Annotated in this window: 19 protein-coding genes; 8 read left to right on the top strand and 11 right to left on the bottom strand. The window is 59.5% G+C overall.

Annotation, left to right across the window (positions count from 1 at the left end):
* Positions 1–7 precede the first annotated feature (7 nt).
* Positions 8–610: a PilN domain-containing protein gene (locus HNP33_RS07620; protein ID WP_184706967.1), complete on the bottom strand. Its 603-nt coding sequence runs from the start codon at positions 608–610 to the stop codon at positions 8–10.
* The gene (locus HNP33_RS07615) at positions 607–1,686 is read right to left on the bottom strand and encodes a pilus assembly protein PilM (RefSeq protein ID WP_184706965.1); all 1,080 of its coding nucleotides are present in this window, start codon (positions 1,684–1,686) and stop codon (positions 607–609) included. The genes HNP33_RS07620 and HNP33_RS07615 overlap by 4 nt, the downstream gene beginning before the upstream one ends.
* A 261-nt stretch (positions 1,687–1,947) precedes the next feature.
* Between HNP33_RS07615 and HNP33_RS07610 the strand changes: the two genes are divergently transcribed.
* Positions 1,948–4,326 (top strand): penicillin-binding protein 1A, encoded by a 2,379-nt coding sequence (locus HNP33_RS07610; RefSeq protein ID WP_184706963.1) that lies wholly within the window; start codon positions 1,948–1,950, stop codon positions 4,324–4,326.
* An 88-nt stretch (positions 4,327–4,414) separates the two neighbouring features.
* On the opposite strand, the gene cyaY is transcribed toward HNP33_RS07610, so the two are convergent.
* Positions 4,415–4,744, bottom strand: coding sequence for an iron donor protein CyaY (cyaY, locus tag HNP33_RS07605; RefSeq protein ID WP_184706961.1), 330 nt, complete (start codon positions 4,742–4,744; stop codon positions 4,415–4,417).
* Positions 4,745–4,756: 12 nt separating this feature from the next.
* Here cyaY and lptM point away from each other — a divergent pair, with 12 nt between their 5' ends.
* Entirely contained in the window at positions 4,757–4,969 is a 213-nt protein-coding gene (lptM, locus tag HNP33_RS07600; protein WP_184706959.1) for an LPS translocon maturation chaperone LptM, read from the top strand.
* A 154-nt stretch (positions 4,970–5,123) separates the two neighbouring features.
* Positions 5,124–5,933, top strand: a complete 810-nt coding sequence (locus HNP33_RS07595) for an MBL fold metallo-hydrolase (RefSeq protein ID WP_184706957.1) — start codon at positions 5,124–5,126, stop codon at positions 5,931–5,933.
* Positions 5,934–5,937: 4 nt separating this feature from the next.
* Here the strand turns inward: HNP33_RS07595 and HNP33_RS07590 are convergent, their stop codons facing one another.
* The 5 genes from HNP33_RS07590 to HNP33_RS07570 form a co-directional block, all read right to left on the bottom strand.
* Complete coding sequence (locus tag HNP33_RS07590; RefSeq protein ID WP_184706955.1) at positions 5,938–6,561, bottom strand: sulfite oxidase heme-binding subunit YedZ; 624 nt, start codon at positions 6,559–6,561, stop codon at positions 5,938–5,940.
* A gap of 56 nt (positions 6,562–6,617) precedes the next feature.
* Entirely contained in the window at positions 6,618–7,598 is a 981-nt protein-coding gene (msrP, locus tag HNP33_RS07585; RefSeq protein ID WP_184706953.1) for a protein-methionine-sulfoxide reductase catalytic subunit MsrP, read from the bottom strand.
* 115 nt (positions 7,599–7,713) lie between these two features.
* Positions 7,714–9,087: a c-type cytochrome biogenesis protein CcsB gene (gene ccsB, locus HNP33_RS07580; RefSeq protein ID WP_184706950.1), complete on the bottom strand. Its 1,374-nt coding sequence runs from the start codon at positions 9,085–9,087 to the stop codon at positions 7,714–7,716.
* Complete coding sequence (locus HNP33_RS07575; RefSeq protein WP_184706948.1) at positions 9,087–11,231, bottom strand: cytochrome c biogenesis protein ResB; 2,145 nt, start codon at positions 11,229–11,231, stop codon at positions 9,087–9,089. The genes ccsB and HNP33_RS07575 overlap by 1 nt, the downstream gene beginning before the upstream one ends.
* Positions 11,232–11,419: 188 nt before the next feature.
* On the bottom strand, positions 11,420–12,052 hold the full coding sequence (locus tag HNP33_RS07570; RefSeq protein WP_184706946.1) for a c-type cytochrome: 633 nt from the start codon (positions 12,050–12,052) through the stop codon (positions 11,420–11,422).
* A gap of 83 nt (positions 12,053–12,135) precedes the next feature.
* On the opposite strand from HNP33_RS07570, the gene yihA reads away from it, so the two are divergent.
* On the top strand, positions 12,136–12,846 hold the full coding sequence (gene yihA / locus HNP33_RS07565; RefSeq protein ID WP_418903826.1) for a ribosome biogenesis GTP-binding protein YihA/YsxC: 711 nt from the start codon (positions 12,136–12,138) through the stop codon (positions 12,844–12,846).
* Positions 12,847–12,987: 141 nt separating this feature from the next.
* Here the strand turns inward: yihA and HNP33_RS07560 are convergent, their stop codons facing one another.
* Positions 12,988–13,857, bottom strand: coding sequence for a lysophospholipid acyltransferase family protein (locus HNP33_RS07560; protein ID WP_184706942.1), 870 nt, complete (start codon positions 13,855–13,857; stop codon positions 12,988–12,990).
* Positions 13,850–14,710, bottom strand: a complete 861-nt coding sequence (locus tag HNP33_RS07555; protein ID WP_184706940.1) for a lysophospholipid acyltransferase family protein — start codon at positions 14,708–14,710, stop codon at positions 13,850–13,852. The genes HNP33_RS07560 and HNP33_RS07555 overlap by 8 nt, the downstream gene beginning before the upstream one ends.
* Before the next feature lie 132 nt (positions 14,711–14,842).
* On the opposite strand from HNP33_RS07555, the gene metK reads away from it, so the two are divergent.
* Entirely contained in the window at positions 14,843–16,030 is a 1,188-nt protein-coding gene (gene metK, locus HNP33_RS07550; RefSeq protein ID WP_184706938.1) for a methionine adenosyltransferase, read from the top strand.
* A gap of 76 nt (positions 16,031–16,106) precedes the next feature.
* Here the strand turns inward: metK and HNP33_RS07545 are convergent, their stop codons facing one another.
* Positions 16,107–16,790, bottom strand: a complete 684-nt coding sequence (locus HNP33_RS07545) for an NUDIX hydrolase (protein ID WP_184706936.1) — start codon at positions 16,788–16,790, stop codon at positions 16,107–16,109.
* A gap of 165 nt (positions 16,791–16,955) precedes the next feature.
* Between HNP33_RS07545 and HNP33_RS07540 the strand changes: the two genes are divergently transcribed.
* From HNP33_RS07540 to HNP33_RS07530, 3 genes are all read left to right on the top strand, one after another.
* A complete protein-coding gene (locus HNP33_RS07540; protein WP_184706934.1) occupies positions 16,956–17,813 on the top strand; it encodes a cysteine hydrolase in 858 nt (285 codons plus the stop codon).
* Between the two features lie 69 nt (positions 17,814–17,882).
* Positions 17,883–19,070 carry a nicotinate phosphoribosyltransferase gene (pncB, locus tag HNP33_RS07535; RefSeq protein ID WP_184706932.1) on the top strand — a complete coding sequence of 396 codons (1,188 nt, stop codon included), beginning with the start codon at positions 17,883–17,885 and terminating at the stop codon, positions 19,068–19,070.
* A 66-nt stretch (positions 19,071–19,136) separates the two neighbouring features.
* Complete coding sequence (locus HNP33_RS07530) at positions 19,137–20,837, top strand: NAD+ synthase (RefSeq protein WP_184706930.1); 1,701 nt, start codon at positions 19,137–19,139, stop codon at positions 20,835–20,837.
* Positions 20,838–20,936: the final 99 nt, after the last annotated feature.

Below are 20,936 nucleotides of genomic sequence, written 5' to 3'. Positions count from 1 at the left end.
GCAGTCCCTATTTCTTTTGCTCAGGCGAGGCATTTGCCTGTTCTATTTCACTGGAGCGGACCAGCCGGAAACGAAGATTGAAGCCAGATACCCGTTTTCTCTCTTTGGCGTTGACCTGGGTTGTGGTGCCGACCACCTCCACCAGCTCAGGCTTGGACAACCAAGGGGTCTTGGTGGCCAGGCTGTTGAGCAATTCCGACACCCGCTCATTGGATTGGGCAATCCCCTGGATCTGGACGGTTTGCTCTTGCTGTTTCAGGCTTTCAACATAGACGCCATCTGGCAGTTGCAATACCAGCTCATTGAGCAAGTGGACGGGGAGATTACGATCCGACTGCAGATCTTCCACCGCCTTTTGCCGCGCCTTCAGGGCAGCAATTTCAGCGTCAATCTTGGCCACGTCGGCAATCTTTGCATCCAGCGCCTTGATTTCGGAGGTCAAAAGCCCGTTGCGCTGCTCTTGCTGATCCAGGCGATACTGGTAGACCATATAGATGGCACCACAGATGGCGCCACCAAAGAGGGCGGCAGCCAGCATGGAGACTTGAAAGCTCTCTTTGCGCTTTTTGCGCGCAAGCTCCCGATGAGGAAGCAGATTGATCAAAATCACGCTGCGTACCTCCGCAAAGCCAAGCCACAGGCCGTCAGATAGGTGGAGAAGTCCTTGCTTTTGCTGCGTGACCGCACCGCAGCATCCATTACCATTTCTTCAAATGGATTGGCTACGGAGGTCGCAAACCCCGTCGTGTCAATCACGGCATCCGTCAGCCCATCCAGTACTGCAGACCCGCCAGCCAGCAGGATGTGGTCAATTCTGTTGTGCGGCGTGCTCGTAAAGAAGAACTGCAATGCGCGGTTGATCTCCTGAGCAACGCTTTCCACGAACGGGCGCAGCACCACTGTCTTGTAATCAGCGGGCAGATCGTTGTTGCGCTTCTTTTGCTCGGCTTCTTCTTGCGAGAAGCCATATTGCCGCGTGATCATCTGCGTCAGCTGCCCGCCGTTGAACGACTGGTCACGCTCGTAGATCACATTGTTGTTATGGATGATCTGCAAGAAAGAAGCACCACCGCCAATTTCAAAAATGGCGATGAACGCATCTTTGGCCTTGCTGGGCATATTGCCGATCAGCCGACGTGCTGCCAGCGCAGTGGCGTTGGATTCAATTTCAAGCACCGCGGGCTTGAGTCCTGCAGCTTCGGCCAGGCCCTGGCGATCCTGCACCGTCTCTTTGCGCGCCGCAGCAATCAGGACATCCACATCTCCCACGGAGTTGGCAGAAGGCCCGATCACGCAGAAGTCCAGATTCACCTCATCCAAGGAAAAAGGTATGTATTGGTTAGCTTCCGATTCAACTTGAAACTCCATTTCCAGCTCGGACAAGCCGGCGGGGAGCACGATTTTCTTCTGAATGACAGCGGAAAGTGGCAGTGCCAACGCAGCCTGCTTGGTGCGTGTACCGCTTTTTTTGACAAGGCGCCGCAGCGAATCCGCGACCTCGTCAAAACGCTCAATGCCCGACTCGGTGACCCAGCCAGGCTCCAAAAGCTCTTGCGCGCAGCGCTCAACCACATATTGACCGCTGCCGCTCCTCCCTAGTTCAACCAACTTGATGCTCGACGCGCTCACATCAATGCCTAAAAGGCTCGGTGGCTGGCGTCGGAACATAGATCCCAGTGAGACCAAGATGGACTCCTCCCTTATTTTTGCTCTATGTTGAGCTACAAAACTTAACACCCTCTATGGATGCTATCAGCAAGATAGTCGTGCAGCAAAGAACGGCGTAATCTGCGTTTCCAATTCGTTGTCAAAACAATACGATACAAGGTATACATTGAAATTTGGATGACATTTGGCCCAGCCTAACCATGCATGTAACCACAAGCGCAGCTTCTTCCGCGTGATAGCATTTCCTGCTTATGCATGCCTATTTGACTGTCTGACCCAATGAATCCAGACGCCCCCCTCTCGCGCCGAACCCCTGAAAAGCCCCAGCCCAGGCAAACCAGCCTGGGCAGCAAGGTGCTCAAATTCTTTGGCGGCCTGATTGCATTACTCATTGCTCTGGCAATCGCTGGGGTCGCCGTGGTTGCAGTCGGACTGGCCATGGCCTACCCCAATTTGCCCGATGTCTCGGAACTGGCCGACTACCGCCCCAAACTCCCCATGCGAGTCTACTCGTCAGAAGGGGCGTTGTTGGGCGAATTTGGCGAAGAACGTCGAAATTTGACACCTATCAAGGACATTCCGAAGATCATGGTGGATGCCGTCCTGGCCATCGAAGACACGCGCTTCTTTGAGCACAACGGTGTCGACTACAAGGGCATGGCCCGGGCCCTGCTGGCGAATTTGGGGCGTGAAAAAGCCCAAGGGGCCTCCACCATCACCATGCAGGTGGCGCGCAATGTCTATCTGTCTTCAGAAAAGACCTATACCCGCAAAATTTACGAAATCCTGCTGACCCTGAAGCTGGAGCACACGCTCACCAAGAACCAGATCCTGGAAATCTACATGAACCAGATCTACCTGGGCAACCGCGCCTACGGCTTCTCGGCAGCGTCAGAGACGTATTTCGGCAAGCCGCTCAAGGATGTGACCGTGGCTGAAGCGGCCATGCTGGCAGGCCTGCCCAAAGCGCCATCGGCCTACAACCCGATCAGCAACCCCAAGCGCGCCAAGGTGCGCCAGCTCTACATCATCGACCGGATGGAGGAAAACGGCTTCATCACCAAGGCACAGGCCGACGAGGCCCGTGCCGAGAAGCTGCGCATCCGATCCAGCTACGCCGACAACAAGGTGCATGCCGAGTACGTGGCCGAAATGGCACGCCAGCTGATCTTTGCACAATACGGCAGCGAAGCCTATACGCGCGGCCTGAACGTCTACACCACCTTGATCGCCAGCGACCAGGAAGTCGCCTACGATGCGCTGCGCAAGGGCATCATGGATTACGAAAAGCGCCAGCACTACCGTGGCCCGGAAAAGTTCATCACCCTGCCCAAGACCCAGCAGGAACGCGACGACGCGATCGACGAAGCCCTGGCCCAGCACCCGGACAACGGCAACATTCTGGCCGCAGTCGTACTGGAAGCATCGCCGCGCAAAGTGGTGGTGACGCGTGCCGACGGCGACCCGATCGAGATCACTGGCGAAGGCCTCAAACCCGTGCAATCGGGGCTGAGCGACAAGGCGCCACCCAACACCAAGCTGCGCCCGGGCGCTGTCGTCCGCATCATGGAAACCGGCAAAAAGACCTGGGAGCTGACCCAGCTGCCCGAGGTAGAAGGCGCCTTTGTGTCGCTGGACCCCAGCTCCGGCGCCATCAAGGCCCTGGTGGGTGGTTTTGATTTTGACAAGAACAAGTTCAACCACGTCACACAGGCCTGGCGCCAGCCTGGCTCCAGTTTCAAGCCGTTCATCTATTCCGCCGCGCTGGAAAAAGGCTTCTCGCCCACTACGGTGATCAATGACGCCCCGCTCACTTTCCCCGGCTCGGGCGGACAGCAGCCGTGGGAGCCCAAGAACTCCGATGGCCGCTTCGATGGGCCGATGACCATGCGCCAGGCCCTGGCCCGTTCCAAGAACCTGGTGACCATCCGTGTCATGCAGTCCGTCGGGCCCAAGAAGGCGCAGGAATGGGTCGCAAAATTTGGTTTTGATGCCGACAAGCACCCGCCCTACCTTCCCATGGCACTGGGCGCAGGCGCTGTCACCCCCATGCAGATGGCGGCGGGCTACTCGGTGTTTGCCAATGGCGGGCACCGTGTCAATCCTTACCTGATTGCCAAGATCACCGACCACCGCGGCAACGTGCTGTCGGAATTCACGCCCCCTCCGGTGGACGAATTGCCCCGCGCCATCGATGCGCGCAACGCCTTCGTGATGGACTCACTGCTGCAGGACGTGGCACGCTATGGCACGGCTGCCAAAGCCCAGGCCCAGCTCAAGCGCCCGGACATCTATGGCAAGACAGGTACCACCAACGATGCGGTTGACGCCTGGTTCGCCGGTTTTCAACCTACCATTGCAGCGGTCGTCTGGATGGGTTATGACAATCCGCGCAGCCTGGGAGCCCGCGAATTTGGCGGCGGTCTGAGCCTGCCCATCTGGATCAACTACATGCACCATGCGCTCAAAGGAGTGCCTGTCACCCAGATGCAGGCACCCAGCGGCCTGGTCAACCAAGGCGGCGACTGGTACTACGAAGAGTACGCCCGTGGCGGCCCGAACCTGGGCCTGGATACACCGATTCCAGGCGCAACCTCGCCCGTGCCAGCCCCCAATGCCGAAGAGCGCAACAAGATCCTGGATCTGTTCCGCGACTAATTATTCTCGTGCCGACAAAAACAAGCCCCGCATTGCGGGGCTTGTTTCATGGCGCTATCGATTTCGCAGCTCTACAGGTGCTAGCCCATCAAGCGCCAAACAACAATTTCATGGCAGATTGCGCGGTCGCATCGCGCGTAAGATCGGCATAGAAGTCGTTACCAGTCTTGGTATCCCTCCACACCTTGCCATCCCACTTGTAGTGGTAACCACCGGATTTTGCGGCCATCCACACTTCGTGCAAAGGAGGCTGCAGGTTGATGATGATCTGGCTGCGATTGGAGAAGGTAAGCGTCACCATGCCTCCCACGCGTTGGGCATCAATGTCGGCGTCGGTGTCGTCGTTAATGCGGTCACATGCCTGCTCCACAGAGAGCAACAGCTTTTCGGCAGCATCCAGGTATTCGAGTTCGTTCATTACAATGTCTCTATGCGGAGTATTTCTCAAATTGTATGCAAGGCCATTGTCCTTGCCGGCGGTGCGGCAGTCCTGGCGGCTTGCGGCCAAAAAGGACCACTGTACCTGCCCCAGGAGCCTGCTGCGGCCAACCGCGCCACCTTGCCCCAAACCCTGGATCCGCGCGGCGATACGCCCGAGCCCGATCTCAAGCCTCTCCAACCTAATATCAGCAATCAAAAATAGCAGCCTCCCGCGCCCAGAATCTGGCGCAGGCGCTATTGGTGGCCTCAGACAAGTCCGTGGAGCGTCTGCACGGCCATCACTTGATTAACATCAAGCGTTATCGGTCCTGCATTCGCTACAGTGCAACGCGTTGTAACGGAAGTTTGGAAAAGAAATGGCGCTGGCACCTGTGGAGCTGTACCGGGACGAACATCACGCTTGCCTGATGTTCACCGACTTGGTGGAAGAAGACACACAGGCCGTGCAGGCCAATCAGTTTCTGATCGTGGACCATGGCACTGGCGCCATCATTGATCCAGGCGGCAATCTGGCCTTCAATGAACTGTACATGGGCATGGTGCGCTATTTCTCGCCGCACAAACTCTCATACCTGATTGCTTCGCACGCCGATCCGGACATCATCGCATCGCTGGACCGCTGGCTCACATCCACCAAGGCGTCGCTGGTCATCTCCCGCGTGTGGGAGCGCTTCGTTCCCCACTTCACCAAGGTAGGCAAGACGGAAAACCGCGTCATTCCAGTGCACGATGCAGGCGGCATCCTGCCTTTGGGCCAAAGCCAGCTGCACATACTGCCCGCGCATTTTCTGCATGCCGAGGGCAACTTCCACTTCTACGACCCAATCAGCCGCATCCTGTTTACCGGCGACCTGGGCGTATCGCTGACCGATGGCTATCTGGCCCGCACGCCGGTGACAGACCTCAGCCCGCACATCCCGCGCATGGAAGGCTTTCACCGCCGCTACATGGTCTCCAACAAGGTGCTGCGCCTGTGGGTGGCCATGGCCCGCCAGTTGGAAATTTCTCTGATCGTGCCGCAGCACGGCGCCCCCATCATGGGGCCTGCGATTGCACAGTTTTTTGACTGGCTCGATCACCTCCTGTGCGGCATTGACCTGATGGACAACCAGAGTTACGCCCTGCCCCGCACACCCATCTCGCCGCAACCAGTGGCAGCAGGCTGAGCCATCAGCGCGCTGCAACCCGCAAACGCCTGCGCTGCACCGCCCACACCACACGAGCCAGCAGAAGTGCAGCCAGTATGCTGCCGTACAGCCATACGTCACCAAAATGGTTCTTGCCCGCGCGCATCCACAAAAAATGCAGCACGGCCAGCGCAGCGACAGCGTAGACCGCGCGGTGCAGCTTCTGCCAACGCCGGCCGCCCAGGCGCCGCACCAGGGCGGGGATAGAAGTGACCGCCAGCACCAGCAAAACCAGCCACGCCAGGGTCCCCACCAGAATGAAAGGCCGTTTGGGGAGATCGGCCACGATGCCTGCCCAGTCCAGCCCCATGTCGAACACCACATAGGCCAGCCAGTGCAGCGTGGCATAGAAGAAGGTGTAGAGCCCCAGCATGCGACGGTATGCCGCCAGCTGCGGCCAATGCAGCCACTGGCGCAGCGGTGTCACAGCCAGCGCCACGCACAGAAAACGCAATGCCCAGTCCCCCAAAGATCGCAGCAGTGCCTCTGCGGGATTGGCCCCCAAGCCATCCGTGGCGGCCAGATAGAACAGCCAGGCTGCTGGCAGCCAGCACAGCAGGTGCAGGGCCGCGCGGATAGCTGCCTTTGCAGCAGAAGATGAGTTCATTTGCTATGGATAGAGGAGTTACAGCGCATGCTGGATGCGCGCCGGTGGATGCTTTTTTAGAAATTCTTCTTCAAATCCATGCCCGCATACAACTGGCCTACCTGTGCTTCGTAGCCATTGAACAGCAAGGTCTTGTGCCGCTTGGCAAACAAGCCGCCCTCACCAATGCGGCGTTCGGTCTCCTGGCTCCAGCGCGGATGCGGCACACCCGGGTTCACGTTGGAATAAAAGCCGTATTCGTTGCGTGCCGCCTTGTTCCAGGCGGTGCCCGGCTCCTTCTCGGTCAGGCGGATGGTGACAATGCTCTTGGCACTCTTGAAACCATACTTCCAAGGAACCACCAGGCGCAGCGGCGCGCCGTTTTGCTTGGGTAGTTCGTTGCCATACATACCAAAAGCCAGCAAGGTGAGCGGGTGCATGGCCTCGTCAAGGCGCAGGCCTTCGGTGTAGGGCCAGTCCAGCACACGGCTTTTGAGGCCCGGCATCTGCTTGTCATCTGCCAGGGTGACGAACTCCACATACCTGGCGCTGCCTTGCGGCTCCACCTGCGCCAGCAGCTTGGACAGCGAATAGCCGATCCACGGAATCACCATGGACCAGCCCTCGACGCATCGCAGACGGTAAATGCGCTCCTCCATCGGGCTGAGCTTGAGCAGCTCTTCAATGCCAAACGTTTTGGGCTTATTCACCAGGCCTTCGACCTTCACCGTCCAAGGGCGCGTCTTGAGGCTTGGTGCATTGCGTGCCGGGTCTTCCTTCTCCAGCCCAAATTCATAGTAATTGTTGTAGCTGCGCGCATCGGTGTACGGCGTGAGCGGCTCCATGGTCATCGCTCCTGCGACGGCAGATTTGACCGAAGCCATCGGCGCCAGTCCTTCTACCGCCTTGCCCTGCGCCCAGACTGCGCCGCCAGCTGCCGCAACCCCTCCCGCAGCGGCCAGCCGCAGCCACTGGCGCCGCTGCAGATACAGACTTTGCGATGTTATTTCGCTGCTGCTCGGGTGAATAAAGCCGGTGTGCTTGTCTTTGATCAACATGGCGATTCCTCAAAACGATAGGCGTTGGAGTTTGCCAAGAATACAAAAATTCCCTGCCGGCATCCATAAAACAAAAAAACTCCCCGCAGGGAGTCTTTTGCCAGGACATGACTCGCTACAAAGTGCCGTAGCTATGCAATCCCGAGAGAAACATATTGACGCCCAGGAAGGCAAACGTCGTCACCACAAGCCCTACCAGCGCCCACCATGCAGAGACCGTACCACGCAGCCCCTTGACCAGGCGCATGTGCAGCCAGGCCGCATAGTTGAGCCAGACGATCAGTGCCCAGGTCTCCTTCGGGTCCCAGCTCCAGTAGCCACCCCAGGCTTCGGCCGCCCAGAGGGCACCCAGCACGGTGGCAATTGTGAAGAAGGCAAACCCGACGGCGATGGCCTTGTACATCAGATCGTCCATCACCTCCTGCCGGGGCGTGGCACGGTTGATCCAGTTGCGTGCAGCAACCATCACTGCAAAAAACACCAGAAGCGGCACCGCCATGCGCAAGGTCTTGTCGATGGCCGGAAAGAAATTGGGGTCACCCGCCAGGCGGAACCCCACCAGCGGCAAGATCAGTACCAACACAGGCACCAGCACCAGCCCCAGCCACAGCGCACGCTGGGTGGCCGATTTGAGCAGATAGGCCAAAGCCACCATGGCAGCCAGCGCAAAAGTGCCGTAGCCCACAAAGTTGGCCGGTACATGCAGCTTCATCCACCAGCTCTTGAGAGCAGGCACCAGCGGCTGGATCTCATGCGCCTGGCGCACCACGGTGTACCACAGCAAAAAGCCGACAGCAGCACTCACCACCAGCATCACAAACGCCCCCAGCGAGCGGGTGCGGTAGTGCTCCTCAAAATACAGATAGAACAGCGCCGTCATCCAGGCAAACAGCACAAACACTTCGTACAGGTTGCTCACGGGGATGTGACCAATGTCCGGCCCCATCAGATAACTTTCGTACCAGCGCGCCATCGTGCCCACCAGGGCCATGGTCACCGCCAGCCATGCAAGGCGCGTGCCGATCACCGACAGCGCCGAGCCCTCTCCCCTGGAGAACATGCCGATCCAGTAAAAGAGCGTGCTCATGAAGAAGAGCACACTCATCCACAGAATGGCGGACTGGCTGGAGAGAAAGTACTTGAGGCCAAATACCGTTTCCGAACGTGCAAGCTGGCCAGCACCGTCCACCCGGTACAGACCTATTGCCAGCAGTGACAGCACCGCTACCATCGCCATCAGCAGCTGCACCGGCCGCCAGAACCAGCCTAGCCAGATAAAGAATGGCACGCTGGCCACCAGAATGCCTTTTTCGTACACATCCATGTGATGGCCGTACAGGAACAGGGCATAAGCGCCGCCCGCCACCAAGGCAAGCGCAAACAGCCAGTCCCACAGGGAGCGGCCACTGAAATAGCCTTCGCTCAGCTGTACAGTTTTGACCACATTGCCTGCAGGCGGCTGCTGCACACTGGTTGTCGCGGTATTCATCACTGGCCTCCAACAGGCTTGACGCCCAACAATTTCTCACTCAACCCATCAAACTCACGGTCCACATCCATGGTCTTGCGATTGGTGGACAGCGCCATGCGTGCATCGGTGCCACCATCGGCCCGTGGCGCCAGCCATACCCATACGCGCCGGTCTCGCACATACAGCATGGCAAACACGCCCAGAATCAGGAACAGGCAACCCAGGTACACCACCAATTTACCCGGCGCCCTGGCCACCTGGAACACACTGGCCTGCACCTGCTCGAAGTTCGTCAGCTCAAACACCACCGGTTCAGGGTACAACTGCATATCGCTCAGCGACAGTACTGCCTGGGTCATGAACTTCTGCGTTTTCTCATCAGCTTCCAGCGGCTGCAAGCCATCTGTCGCGCGCGCAGCCTGCATCAACTCAAAAAGCACACCATTGAGGATACGCACCAGCACCTCACCCGCCTTGGGCCGCTCGGCCTCGGGCACATTCTGCTCCATGAAATCCGAAATCGCCTGCAAACCCGCGACCCGCTCGCCCTTGTCATTGGTAGCGCCCGCAAAAATCGTCAACGCCTTGAGCGCAGAGGCATGCAATTGCTCGCGCAACTCTGCCCGGCCTGGCGCTACAGAAGCCTCCACATAGCGCCCCACCGCCGCTTCACGCATCGCCGGGTCGTGCAGCGCAGTTTTCAGGCGGATGAAACCTTGCCAGCTGCTTTGATCATCGGCAGGAATACGCAGATAACGGAACTGGCCTGCCAGGGTATCACGCACACCCCACAGAAACACGGGCTGGCCGTCGCCGGTATCCACCGGCAGCATGTAATTGTTGAACTCGCGCGCCTGTCCCGACGCATCGCGCAGCTTGTAGCTGACACTGGGGCCCACATTGCGCAGCTCTTTGGGTGTGAGCACCTTGTTGCCCGCCCCCAGGTGGTTGTCCAGGGTCGATTTCAGATCCACCTTGCGAACATCGGTTGCGCCTTCACCGCCCTCGCCATTACCGCCCATGTTTTCCACATTGATGGTACGCAAGCCTGTGAATTCCAGCTTGAGCGGCGGCTTGCCTTCGCCGGTGTTGATGGTGGTGGAGCCACCCACTTCGCCCTCGATGTTGAAGCTCTTGAAACCCGCGGCCAGCGGCACAGCCCGCAATGACAGGCGCGAGCCACCATCGTCAAAACTCGACTGGTAGATTTCGATGCCTTTGAAGCTGGCCGGGTGGTTGACCTCAATACGTCTCTCGACCTTTTCACCAGTTTCTTTGTCGTGGATCACGACATCGCTTGCAAACAACTTGGGCATGCCGGTGGAGTAGTACTCGACGATGAATTTCTTGAGCTCCACCGCAAATGGCAGCTCCTGCAGCAAAATACCGTCGGACTGGCTGAGAATGGCGGTGTCAGACTGCGTTCCCTCGGCCACCATCAGGTTTCCGCGAAATGTGGGGTTGCTCGCGGACAGGCGGTGCTGGTCTGCCACTTCCGAAACCAGGCCGCCACCGGTATAGACCGATTTGCCACCCAGCAGCATTTGCGCACGCACGATCAGATCGCCATCGAGCAAGCCGCCCAGGCAAATCAGCACGATGGCGCTGTGCGCGGCCAGGTATCCGATCTTGTTGGCGGCGCCTGCCTTGGCTGCCACCATCCAGCCCTTATGGCCCGCACCCGTGCGCTCCTGCAGTCGCACCTTCCAGCCGCTTCCCGCCAATTGTTGGCCCACACGCTGCGCAGCCTGCTCCGGCGTTTCAGCCAGATGCGCCTGTGCCTTGTGGTGAAAGGCCTGCAGGCTTTGCACACGCACGTTTTCCTTGTAATTGCGCAGATCGGCCAGGTATTTGGGCGCGTGCTTGGCGATGCACAGGCTGGTACTGGTCACCAGAAACGCCAGAATCAACAGAAACCACCATGCGCTATAGACTGCATTGAGCTTGAGTGCCATGAACAGCTGCGCCCAGAACGGGCCGAACTGGTTGACATAGTTGGCCGCAGGCTCATGCTGGCGCAGCACGGTACCGATGACAGAGGCAATGCAGATCACCGTCAACAAGGCAATCGCAAACCGCATGGAGGAGAAAAGCTCGTACAGCGCACGCCCTTGAAGACGCGGCCTGGGCATATGCCCCTGCGCAGGAGAGAGTTCAGACATGTATCAACAACGCAATCGGTACAAAAGCAAAGGGCGAACCGTCGTTGTCCGATCAGTCCGCCCCGGTTGGGTCAGCGCTTGCGAGCAAGGTTCCCTGTTTGGGAGACCATCTTAGACGGTAGACTGCCAGGGATAACCCGTAATCCCTGAGTTGCCAGGGACGATTCCCCGGCAATGCGGCTGCAGGATCAACGCAGACCGGCGATGTAATCCGCCACGGCCTGGATTTCCTTGTCGTTCATTTTGGCCAGCACGCCCGTCATCTGGATGCTGTTGTTGCGCTTGCCGTCACGGAAGTCGTGCATGGTCTGGACAATGTAGTCCGCATTCTGGCCCGCCAGGCGCGGATACTGCGCCGGAACTCCCGCGCCATTGGGGCTGTGGCAACCGGCACAGGCCGCAATCTGGCGGTCTGGCAAGCCTCCACGGTAAATGCGCTCACCCAGGGCGACCGTGTCCTTGCTCTTGGCAAAGCCCAGCTTGCCAGGCTTGCTGGCCAGCCAGTGCGAGATATTGCGCATGTCTCCATCCGACAGGCCAGCAACCATGCCCTGCATCACCGGATTGCTGCGCTTGCCGCTCTTGAAGTCTTCCAGCTGCTTGATGAGGTATTCGGGGTGCTGCTGCGCCAGCTTGGGATTAATGGCAATGGACGAATTGCCGTCGGCATTGTGGCAAGCCGCGCATACGGCTGTATAACTGGCCTCGCCCTTCGCGAGGTCTGGTTTGGCAGTTTTAGGCGCGGCCTCCGATGCCGAAAACGCAGAAACGGACGAAAAAGCCAATACAGCAGTCGTCAACAGGGAGGCGATCAACTTCATATCGAGGGTCTTTATCTGGTTTATAAGCGCACGGCAGGGTTGGCCGGCTCCTACAATGCTAACTTAGATGAATTCAAAAACATATGATGACAATGCCTAGTACACCCCCAGCCGTTGCAGACGCGCCAAACATTGATGGCACGTCTGCCATGGGATGGATGCACACTGCGCGTTTTCTGACAACAGCAGCCCAGTTACATCAACTACCCGTCATCAATGTGCCCGAATTTGCCTTCGTGGGCCGCTCCAATGCAGGAAAATCGACCTCGATCAATACATTGACGCAACAGAACCAGCTAGCGTTTGCATCCAAGAAACCCGGGCGTACCCAGCACATCAATCTGTTTGCGCTGGGCAAGAAGGGCGTAACCGATGCTGTGTTGGCCGACCTGCCAGGCTACGGCTACGCGGCGGTGTCGCGCGAAGACAAGCAGCGCTGGCAGCAGGTGATGGTGAACTACCTCGTCAGCCGCCCCAGCCTGACTGGCATCGTGCTGCTGTGCGACCCGCGCCTGGGGCTGACCGAGTTGGACGAAGCGTTGCTCGATATCATTCGCCCGCGCGTCGAACAAGGCCTGAAATTTCTGGTTTTATTGACGAAGGCCGATAAATTGACGCGCGCCGAGCAGGCCAAGATTCTGTCGATTACCAAACTCAACGCTGGCGGTGGCGAGGTGATGATGTTCAGTGCGCTCAAGAAGCAAAACGTGGACAAGGTGGCCCAATTGCTGTGGCAATGGTCTCATCCGCAAGGCGTTGCAAGCGCAGAGCCTGCCCCGCAGCCCGAGGCATAAGCGCGGCCCGGCGCCTTACCAGCCGCGCGGCTGGCTGTATCCAGATGTCGCATCGGAGCCATGCGCGCCGTGGGGGACATCAACCATCACTATATTTTTTATAGTGTGAAGTGCTTTATAGATAAGCGCCGCATGCGGTCTTCATTGATAGACCGACGCTTGCCCTTCGGGCCGGGTCTTGAAGCGTTTGTGAACCCAGTAGTACTGCGGCACCATGGTGCGAATCTGCGCCTCCAGCTCGCGGTTCTGGCGGGTCGTGTCGGCCACCACATCGTCTGTCGGAAAGTTCTGCCACGCAGGTGAAATCGTCACTTCATAACCATCGGGCGTGAGCCGGGTGTACATGCCAATCACCTTGGCACGGCCCAGCCTGGCAAAGCGCGATAACGAGGGAATCGTTGCGGCGACCTGGCCAAAGTATGGAACAAACAGCGAATCACTCGGGCCAAAATCCATATCCGGCAGCAGATACAGAAGACCATGGTCCTTGCGCAGACTGGCGATGATAGGTTTGACGCCATCGTCACGGTTGAGCATGCGCACATCGCCAAAGCGCTGGCGCCCCTTGCGGATCCAGGCGTCCACCTCGGGATTGGGCTGGGTGGAAAAGATCGACGTGAACGGCCTGCTGCAATAGATGGTGAGTGCCGTGCCCCCGGCATCCATGCCATAGAAATGCGGCGCGAACATGATGGTGGGGGTATCGCCCTCCAGCTCGTCCAGCGCTCCAGTCATCCGGGTGCGCTTTTCCACGGTCTTTTGCGGAGCGAACCACAGCCAGCTGCGATCGAGCCAAGTTTGGCAGAAGACAACAAAACTCTCTTTAACCCAGGCCCTGCGCTGGGCAAGCGACGCCTCCGGAAAGCACAGCTCCAGGTTGCGCAATGCAATTTTGCGGCGCGACGGAACCAGATAAAACAGGATGCGCCCCAAACACCAACCGATGCCGCGCAATACCGACAGGGGCAGATGTGACATCAACCACATCCAGCCAATAAACAACTTACCCATGCTTTTGACTTTCTGGCGGCGCCGAGACCATGCCGCGGGGCTGCTTGTAGCGCGCATAGCCCCACAGGTACTGCTCGGGACTCTCGCGGATCAAGCGCTCCATTTCCTGATTGATCTGCGTCACTGCGGTCTCCATATCGGCGGCCAAAGGCTCTGCCAGCCTGTGCACATACAGATCAAAGCCCTGTCCCCAAGGCCGGCGCACACAGCGCGCCAATATAACAGCCGCGCCCGTCTGCTGAGCCAATTTGGCAGCCAGCGTCATTGAGTAGGCTGGCTTGCCAAAGAACGGCGACCAGATGCCCTGGCCATCGGGCGGCACCTGGTCAGGCAGCAGGCCGACGCTGTGCCCTTGGCGCAGCGCCTTGATCATCTGGCGCACGCCCGCCATGGTGGTGGGTGCAGATTCCAGCCCGGGGCGGGCCCTGGCCGTCTCCATCAATTTGGCCAGCCATGCCTGGCGCGCCGGTCGGTACAGTACCGTGATAGGCCCGTGCACCACACCCCAACGGCGGGCCATGGCCTGGGCAGACAGCTCGAAGCACCCCATGTGCGGAGTCAAAAATACGATGCCCTTGCCAGCGGCAAGGCTCTGGTCGATCACCTCTGCGCCGTGCATCTCGCACGGCAGCGGCTGGCCAAACCACAGACGCGGCACCTCCGCCACCATGCGCCCGGCGTGGCCCACCGCGCGGCGAACTTCGGCAAACCGGTAGCCCGCCTGCGCCGCGTTGGCCACAAACCGCCTGCGATAGGTGGGAGACGCGACAAAGGTGAGCCATCCCATGGCGGCACCCAGCCCATGCAATAGCCACAATGGCAGTGCAGCAAACAGTCGAAACAAGAAAGGCATTAGAATAGGCGGGTCGCTGAGTTAAAGAGCAACTTGCAGGGCGACTTTAAAACAAAACTGCTAAAGCGTTCGCCAAGCTCCTGAAGGACTCGGGCAACGCAATTGCCTAAGTACTGAAGGAGTTTTTTGTTTATGGCAAACAGCGATTTTCTGTTCACTTCGGAATCGGTCTCTGAAGGCCATCCCGACAAAGTGGCTGACCAGATCTCCGACGCGATTCTGGACGCTATTTTCACCCAAGACCCGCACAGCCGCGTGGCAGCCGAGACACTGACCAACACCGGCCTGGTGGTATTGGCGGGCGAGATCACGACCGGCGCCAATGTCGACTACATCCAGGTAGCGCGTGACACCATCAAGCGCATCGGCTACGACAACACCGATTACGGTATCGATTACAAAGGCTGCGCCGTGCTGGTGGCCTATGACAAGCAAAGCCAGGACATCGCCCAAGGTGTGGACAAGGCGAGCGATGATGAGCTCAACACCGGTGCTGGCGACCAGGGCCTGATGTTTGGCTACGCCTGCGACGAAACGCCCGAGCTGATGCCCGCGCCCATCTACTACGCGCACCGCCTTGTGGAACGCCAGGCCCAGCTGCGCAAGGACGGCCGCCTGCCCTTTCTGCGCCCCGATGCCAAGAGCCAGGTGACGATGCGCTACGTGGACGGCAAGCCCCACAGCATTGACACCGTGGTGCTGTCGACCCAGCACAGTCCCGACCAGTCGGAGACCGCCACCAAGATGAAGGCCAGTTTCACCGAAGCCATCATCGAAGAGATCATCAAGCCCGTGCTGCCCAAAGAGTGGCTGCAGGAGACCAAGTACCTGATCAACCCGACCGGTCGTTTCGTCGTCGGCGGCCCACAGGGCGACTGCGGCTTGACCGGCCGCAAGATCATCGTGGACACCTACGGTGGTGCCTGCCCCCATGGCGGCGGCGCCTTCTCGGGCAAGGATCCAACGAAGGTGGACCGCTCGGCCGCCTATGCCGCCCGCTATGTTGCCAAGAACGTGGTTGCCGCCGGTCTGGCGCGCCAGTGTCAGGTGCAGGTGGCCTACGCGATTGGCGTGGCTCGCCCCATGAACATCACCGTATACACCGAAGGCACGGGTGTGATCCCCGATGCAGAAATCGCCAAGCTGGTGGCTGCGCACTTTGACCTGCGCCCCAAGGGCATCATCCAGATGCTGGATCTGCTGCGCCCCATCTACAGCAAGACCGCTGCCTACGGTCACTTTGGCCGCGAAGAGCCAGAGTTTACGTGGGAGCGGACGGACAAAGCGGCGTTGCTGCGCGCTGCTGCAGGCTTGAAGTAAATTTTCCAGCCCCGCTGAAATCCGCCTGGAGCAATCCTGGCGGATTTTTTATGGAGCGGGCCTGGAGGGGCGGAGATTACAGCCCCCGCACACTCAGCGCCAGCTGCTGCCGGAAAGCGGGCCGTACACGGTGCAGCTGCGCCGGACGGTGGGCGCCTCCGGCCAGCATTTCACCCGGAACGGGCTCCAGCATGCCCAATTCGTCCATCTTGCGCCTGAAGCTCACCTTGTTCAAAGGCTCGCCCAGAATGCCTTCATACACCTGCTGCAGTTGCGGCAAGGTGAAGGTCTCCGCGAAAAAGTGCACGGGCAATGACGAGTACTGGCTCTTGCTGCGTACCCGCGCCAGCGCAGCCTGCAGGATCAGTCCGTGGTCAAACGGCAGCTGGCCGGGTGCATTCACGGGCACGATCTTCAGGCCCGCGCGCGGCGCAGGCAACCGCTCCTGCGGAATCAGCCCGCAATAGGCAATGGCCACCGACCAGCCACGCGGATCGCGCGCCGGGCCTGTAAAAGTCGCCAGTTGCTCCAGATAGGCATTTTCGATACCCGCCTTGGTGCGCAGCACACGCGCAGCGCTGGCCTGCGCATCGGCATCCTCGTCCGCATGGATGTACCCGCCCGGCAAGGCCCATACGCCTGCGAATGGCGCGCGGGCGCGCTGCGCCAACACGACGCTCAGCACACCCTCCACCAGCGTGAACACGACGACATCCACGCTGGTGAGTACATGGGTGTGCGTCGTTTCACTTTGATTCATTTTTGTACCAAGCATCTCTCATAAGCCCGCAGTATGCCTCTGCTGCCCACTTGGATCAATATACACACAACATCTGCTTCATGAATGAGTTTGTTTTAACGCATTCTAGTTAGTTGCAAAATTATTCTAACAAGCGTAGACTGCACAGCATCGAAGGAGACGGACATGCGCCACCGCACACAGCTACTCATCATCGACCCGCAAAACGACTTTTGCGACCTGCCCCAGGACTGGCGCCCCACTGCTGCGGCAGCCGGCGCACCCTTTGCGCCCAGCTTGCCTGTGGCAGGCGCCCATGCAGACATGCAACGCCTTGCGCAGTGGATCGGGCACCACAGCGCGCGGCTGGACAACATCACCATCACGCTTGACTCCCACCAGGCCTATGACATTGCCCACCCCGCTTTCTGGCAGCAGGGTGACGGCAGCGCGGTACAGCCCTTCACCGCCATCACGGCCGATCAGGTGCGTGCTGGCAGTTTCACGCCCCGCAACGCTGCCGAGCGCGATCGCACATTGGCCTATCTGGACACACTGGAGGCACAGGGCAGCTATACCTTGATGGTCTGGCCGCTGCACTGCGAGATCGGCAGCATCGGCCACGGCGTGCATGCCGACGTATTGGCCGCCTGCCGCCGTTGGCAGACTGCACGCCAGTGCGCCGTACGCCATGTGTTCAAAGGCATGAATCCGTTCACCGAACACTACAGCGCCATTCGCGCCGAAGTGCCCGACCCGCAAGACCCGGAAACCGGCCTGAACTCTGCCCTGCTGCAGCACATGGCGCAGGCGGATACCCTCGTGATTGCGGGCGAAGCAGGTAGCCACTGCGTGCGCGCCACCACCGAGCACATCGTGCAGAACATCGGCACATTGTGGGGGGCTGATGATTTCTCACGCATCGTGCTGCTCACCGATTGCATGAGCCCGGTTGCAGGTTTTGAATCTGCGCAAGAAACCTTTTTGCAGCAGATGCGCGCCATCGGTGTACGCTGCACCACCAGCACTGCTTTTGGCTTATAGATATTTTTGGCTTTTGGCGCTTGATGGATAAGCGCCAATAGCTCTCATTTTGATAGAGAAAGACGCGGTATGCAGCCCATCATCACCAGCCTGCTCGACACCGATTTGTACAAGTTCACGATGTGGCAGGCCATGCTGCACCGGCATCCGCAAACCCAATCCACCTACCGCTTTGTCTGCCGCTCGACGCCCGAGTTTCCGCTGGTCGATCTGCTGGACGAGGTGCGATCCGAGATCGACGCCTTGTGTGCGCTCAAGTTCAAGAAGGACGAGCTCGATTACCTGGCCAGCCTGCGCTTCATGAAAAGCGATTTCATCGATTTTCTGCGCATCTTCCAGTTCCAACGCGATTTCATCGAGGTAAAGGCCGACGGCAGCAGCCTGCACATCGTTGCCAATGGGCCGCAGGTGCATGTGATGGGCTTTGAGATTTTTGTACTGTCCATCGTCAACGAGCTGTATTTCCGCCGGTTTGACCAGGCCTCTGCCCTCACCGAAGGGCGCAGACGCCTGGGCGCAAAAATAGTGCGTCTGCAGGAGCTCGCGCAGGAAGCCAGGCACCGCCACCCCTTCGAGCTGTTTGATTTTGGCGTGCGTCGGCGTTTCTCCGGCCCCTGGCAGCGCGAGGTGGTACAGGCCTTTGCTAGCCAGACGGCACAGTGGTTCAAGGGCACCTCGAATGTGCTGCTGGCACGTGACCTGAACCTGGTGCCCATTGGCACCATGGCGCATGAATACCTGCAAAGCTACCAGGCCCACGGCGTGCGCCTGCGCGATTTCCAGATCGCTGCACTGGAAGACTGGGTGCAGGAATACCGTGGCGACCTGGGTATTGCACTGACCGATACCGTTGGCATGGATGCCTTTCTTGCTGATTTCGACATGTATTTCGCCAAGCTGTTCGATGGCCTGCGCCACGACTCGGGCGATCCGAAGGAATGGGGTGAGAAGGCACTGGCGCACTACGCCAAGCTGCGCATTGATGCCAACTCCAAGCGCCTGGTGTTCTCCGATGGTCTGACGCTGGACGCCGCACTCGATCTGTATCAGCACTTTGCCGATCGCATCCAGTGCGGCTTTGGCATCGGCACCCAGCTGGCCAACGACATGGGGCTCAAGCAACTGAACATCGTGATGAAGCTCACCCACGCCAACGGCCAGCCAGTGGCCAAGCTCAGCGACAGCCCGGGCAAGACCCTGTGCGACGACGAAACCTATCTGGCATACCTGAAGCAAGTCTTCCACGTGAAGAATTGATTCAACTATCCACCCTCGGGGCGTGCACATAGTCATCGGCGGGTGGGGAAATGGAAGGAAATGGCTATGCTCAAGATCACCCTCGCCCAACTGGACCTGACCGTGGGCGACATCGACGGCAATATCGATCAGATGGTGCAGGCCGCCCAAAAGGCGCAGGCAGATGGTGCGCAACTGGTGGTCTTTCCCGAACTGTCGATCACCGCCTACTACCCCGCAGACCTGCTCGACGAGCCCGAATTCCTTGCCCGCGTGGACGCCGGCATTGACCGCCTGCTGGAAGAGACTCGCCATCTGCCCGGTCTGTACTGGGTGGTGGGCGCCCCCACCCGCCGCCAGGGCCCCGGCAAGCAGCTGCACAACAGCCTGCTGGTGCTGCAAGATGGCACTGTGCGCCTGCAGTACGACAAGCAATTGCTGCCCACCTACAACATCTTTGATGAGCGCCGCCATTTCGAGCCGGGGCGCGATGCCGCCAAGGTACTGCGGATCGGCAATGCGCAGGTGGGATTTCTGATCTGCGAAGACGGCTGGAACGACAGTGGCGCCGACTACGCCACCAACCCTTTCGAGCGCATGGCAGACGCCGCGCCCGATCTCGTCGTCAGCATCAACGCCAGCCCCAGCCATCTGGGCAAGCGCGAGCAGCGCCACCAGATCTTCAGCGAAGCGGCCACCCGCCACGGCCTGCCCATTCTCTACGTCAACCAGATCGGCGGTCAGGACCAGATCGTGTTCGATGGCGCCTCGTTTGCCGTGCAACCCGGTGATGGCATCGTGTGGGAAGCGCCCCGCTTTGCACAAGCCGTCCGCACCTTGGGTTTTGACCATGGCCAGTTCCGCACTGCCGACGGCCAGGCTCCGCAACGCCCCCCCATGCTGGGCCTGCCCACCATGGAGTTCTACCGCCAGCAGATCATTCTGGGGCTGCGCGACTACGCCCGGCGCTGCGGCTTTCGGCAAGTGGTGGTGGGCAGCTCGGGCGGCATTGATTCGGCCCTGACGCTGGCGCTCGCCACCGAAGCGCTCGGCCCCGACAACGTCGTCGGCATCACCATGCCATCGCGCTATTCCTCCAGCGGCTCGGTGGATGACTCCGTGGCACTGTGCCGCAACCTGGGCATTGCGCTCAAAACCCACCCCATCGCAGAATTGGTCGCCGGTTACAGCGCGCAGTTCGAGCGCAGTTTTGAAGCACCGCTGCAAGGCCTGCCATTGGAGAACCTGCAGGCGCGCATCCGCGGCACCATCCTCATGGAATACAGCAATGCCTTCGGCCACCTGCTGCTGACCACGGGAAACAAGTCGGAAATCTCGGTCGGCTACTGCACCCTGTATGGCGACACCAACGGCGGCCTGGGCCTGATCGGCGACCTGTACAAGACCGAAGTCTTCGCACTGTCGCGCCACATCAACGACAGCGCAGGCCGAGAAATCATTCCGCAAGCCATCATCGACAAAGCGCCATCGGCTGAACTGGCGCCCGGCCAGAAAGACGAGGACAGCCTGCCGCCATACGAGATCCTCGACGAGATCTTGAAAATACTCATCGAAGGCCAGCGCCTCTCCACCCAGGAATACACAGCCGCCTGCGTCTTCGTAGGAAACCTGCAGATGTCGGAAAGCGGCCGCGCCATGGTGGCCAAGGTTCGGCACATGGTGCACCGCAGCGAATACAAGCGCCGGCAGGCCCCGCCGATACTGCGCCTGCGCCCCCGTGCATTCGGTACCGGCCGCCAAATGCCGATTGCGGCATGGTATCCGTGACGCCAAAGGGCAACGACACCACCCTGGTCCTTTCTCCGCACCTCTCACTTCACCCGAGGTAGCGCCAGCCTTGGCAAACTGCAACCGCCATGCACCGAC

This window comes from Comamonas odontotermitis (assembly GCF_014207855.1).
GTDB lineage: Bacteria > Pseudomonadota > Gammaproteobacteria > Burkholderiales > Burkholderiaceae_C > Comamonas > Comamonas odontotermitis_A.
Note: the sequence above shows the minus strand (reverse complement) of the source record. Positions and strands in the feature narration are given on the sequence as shown.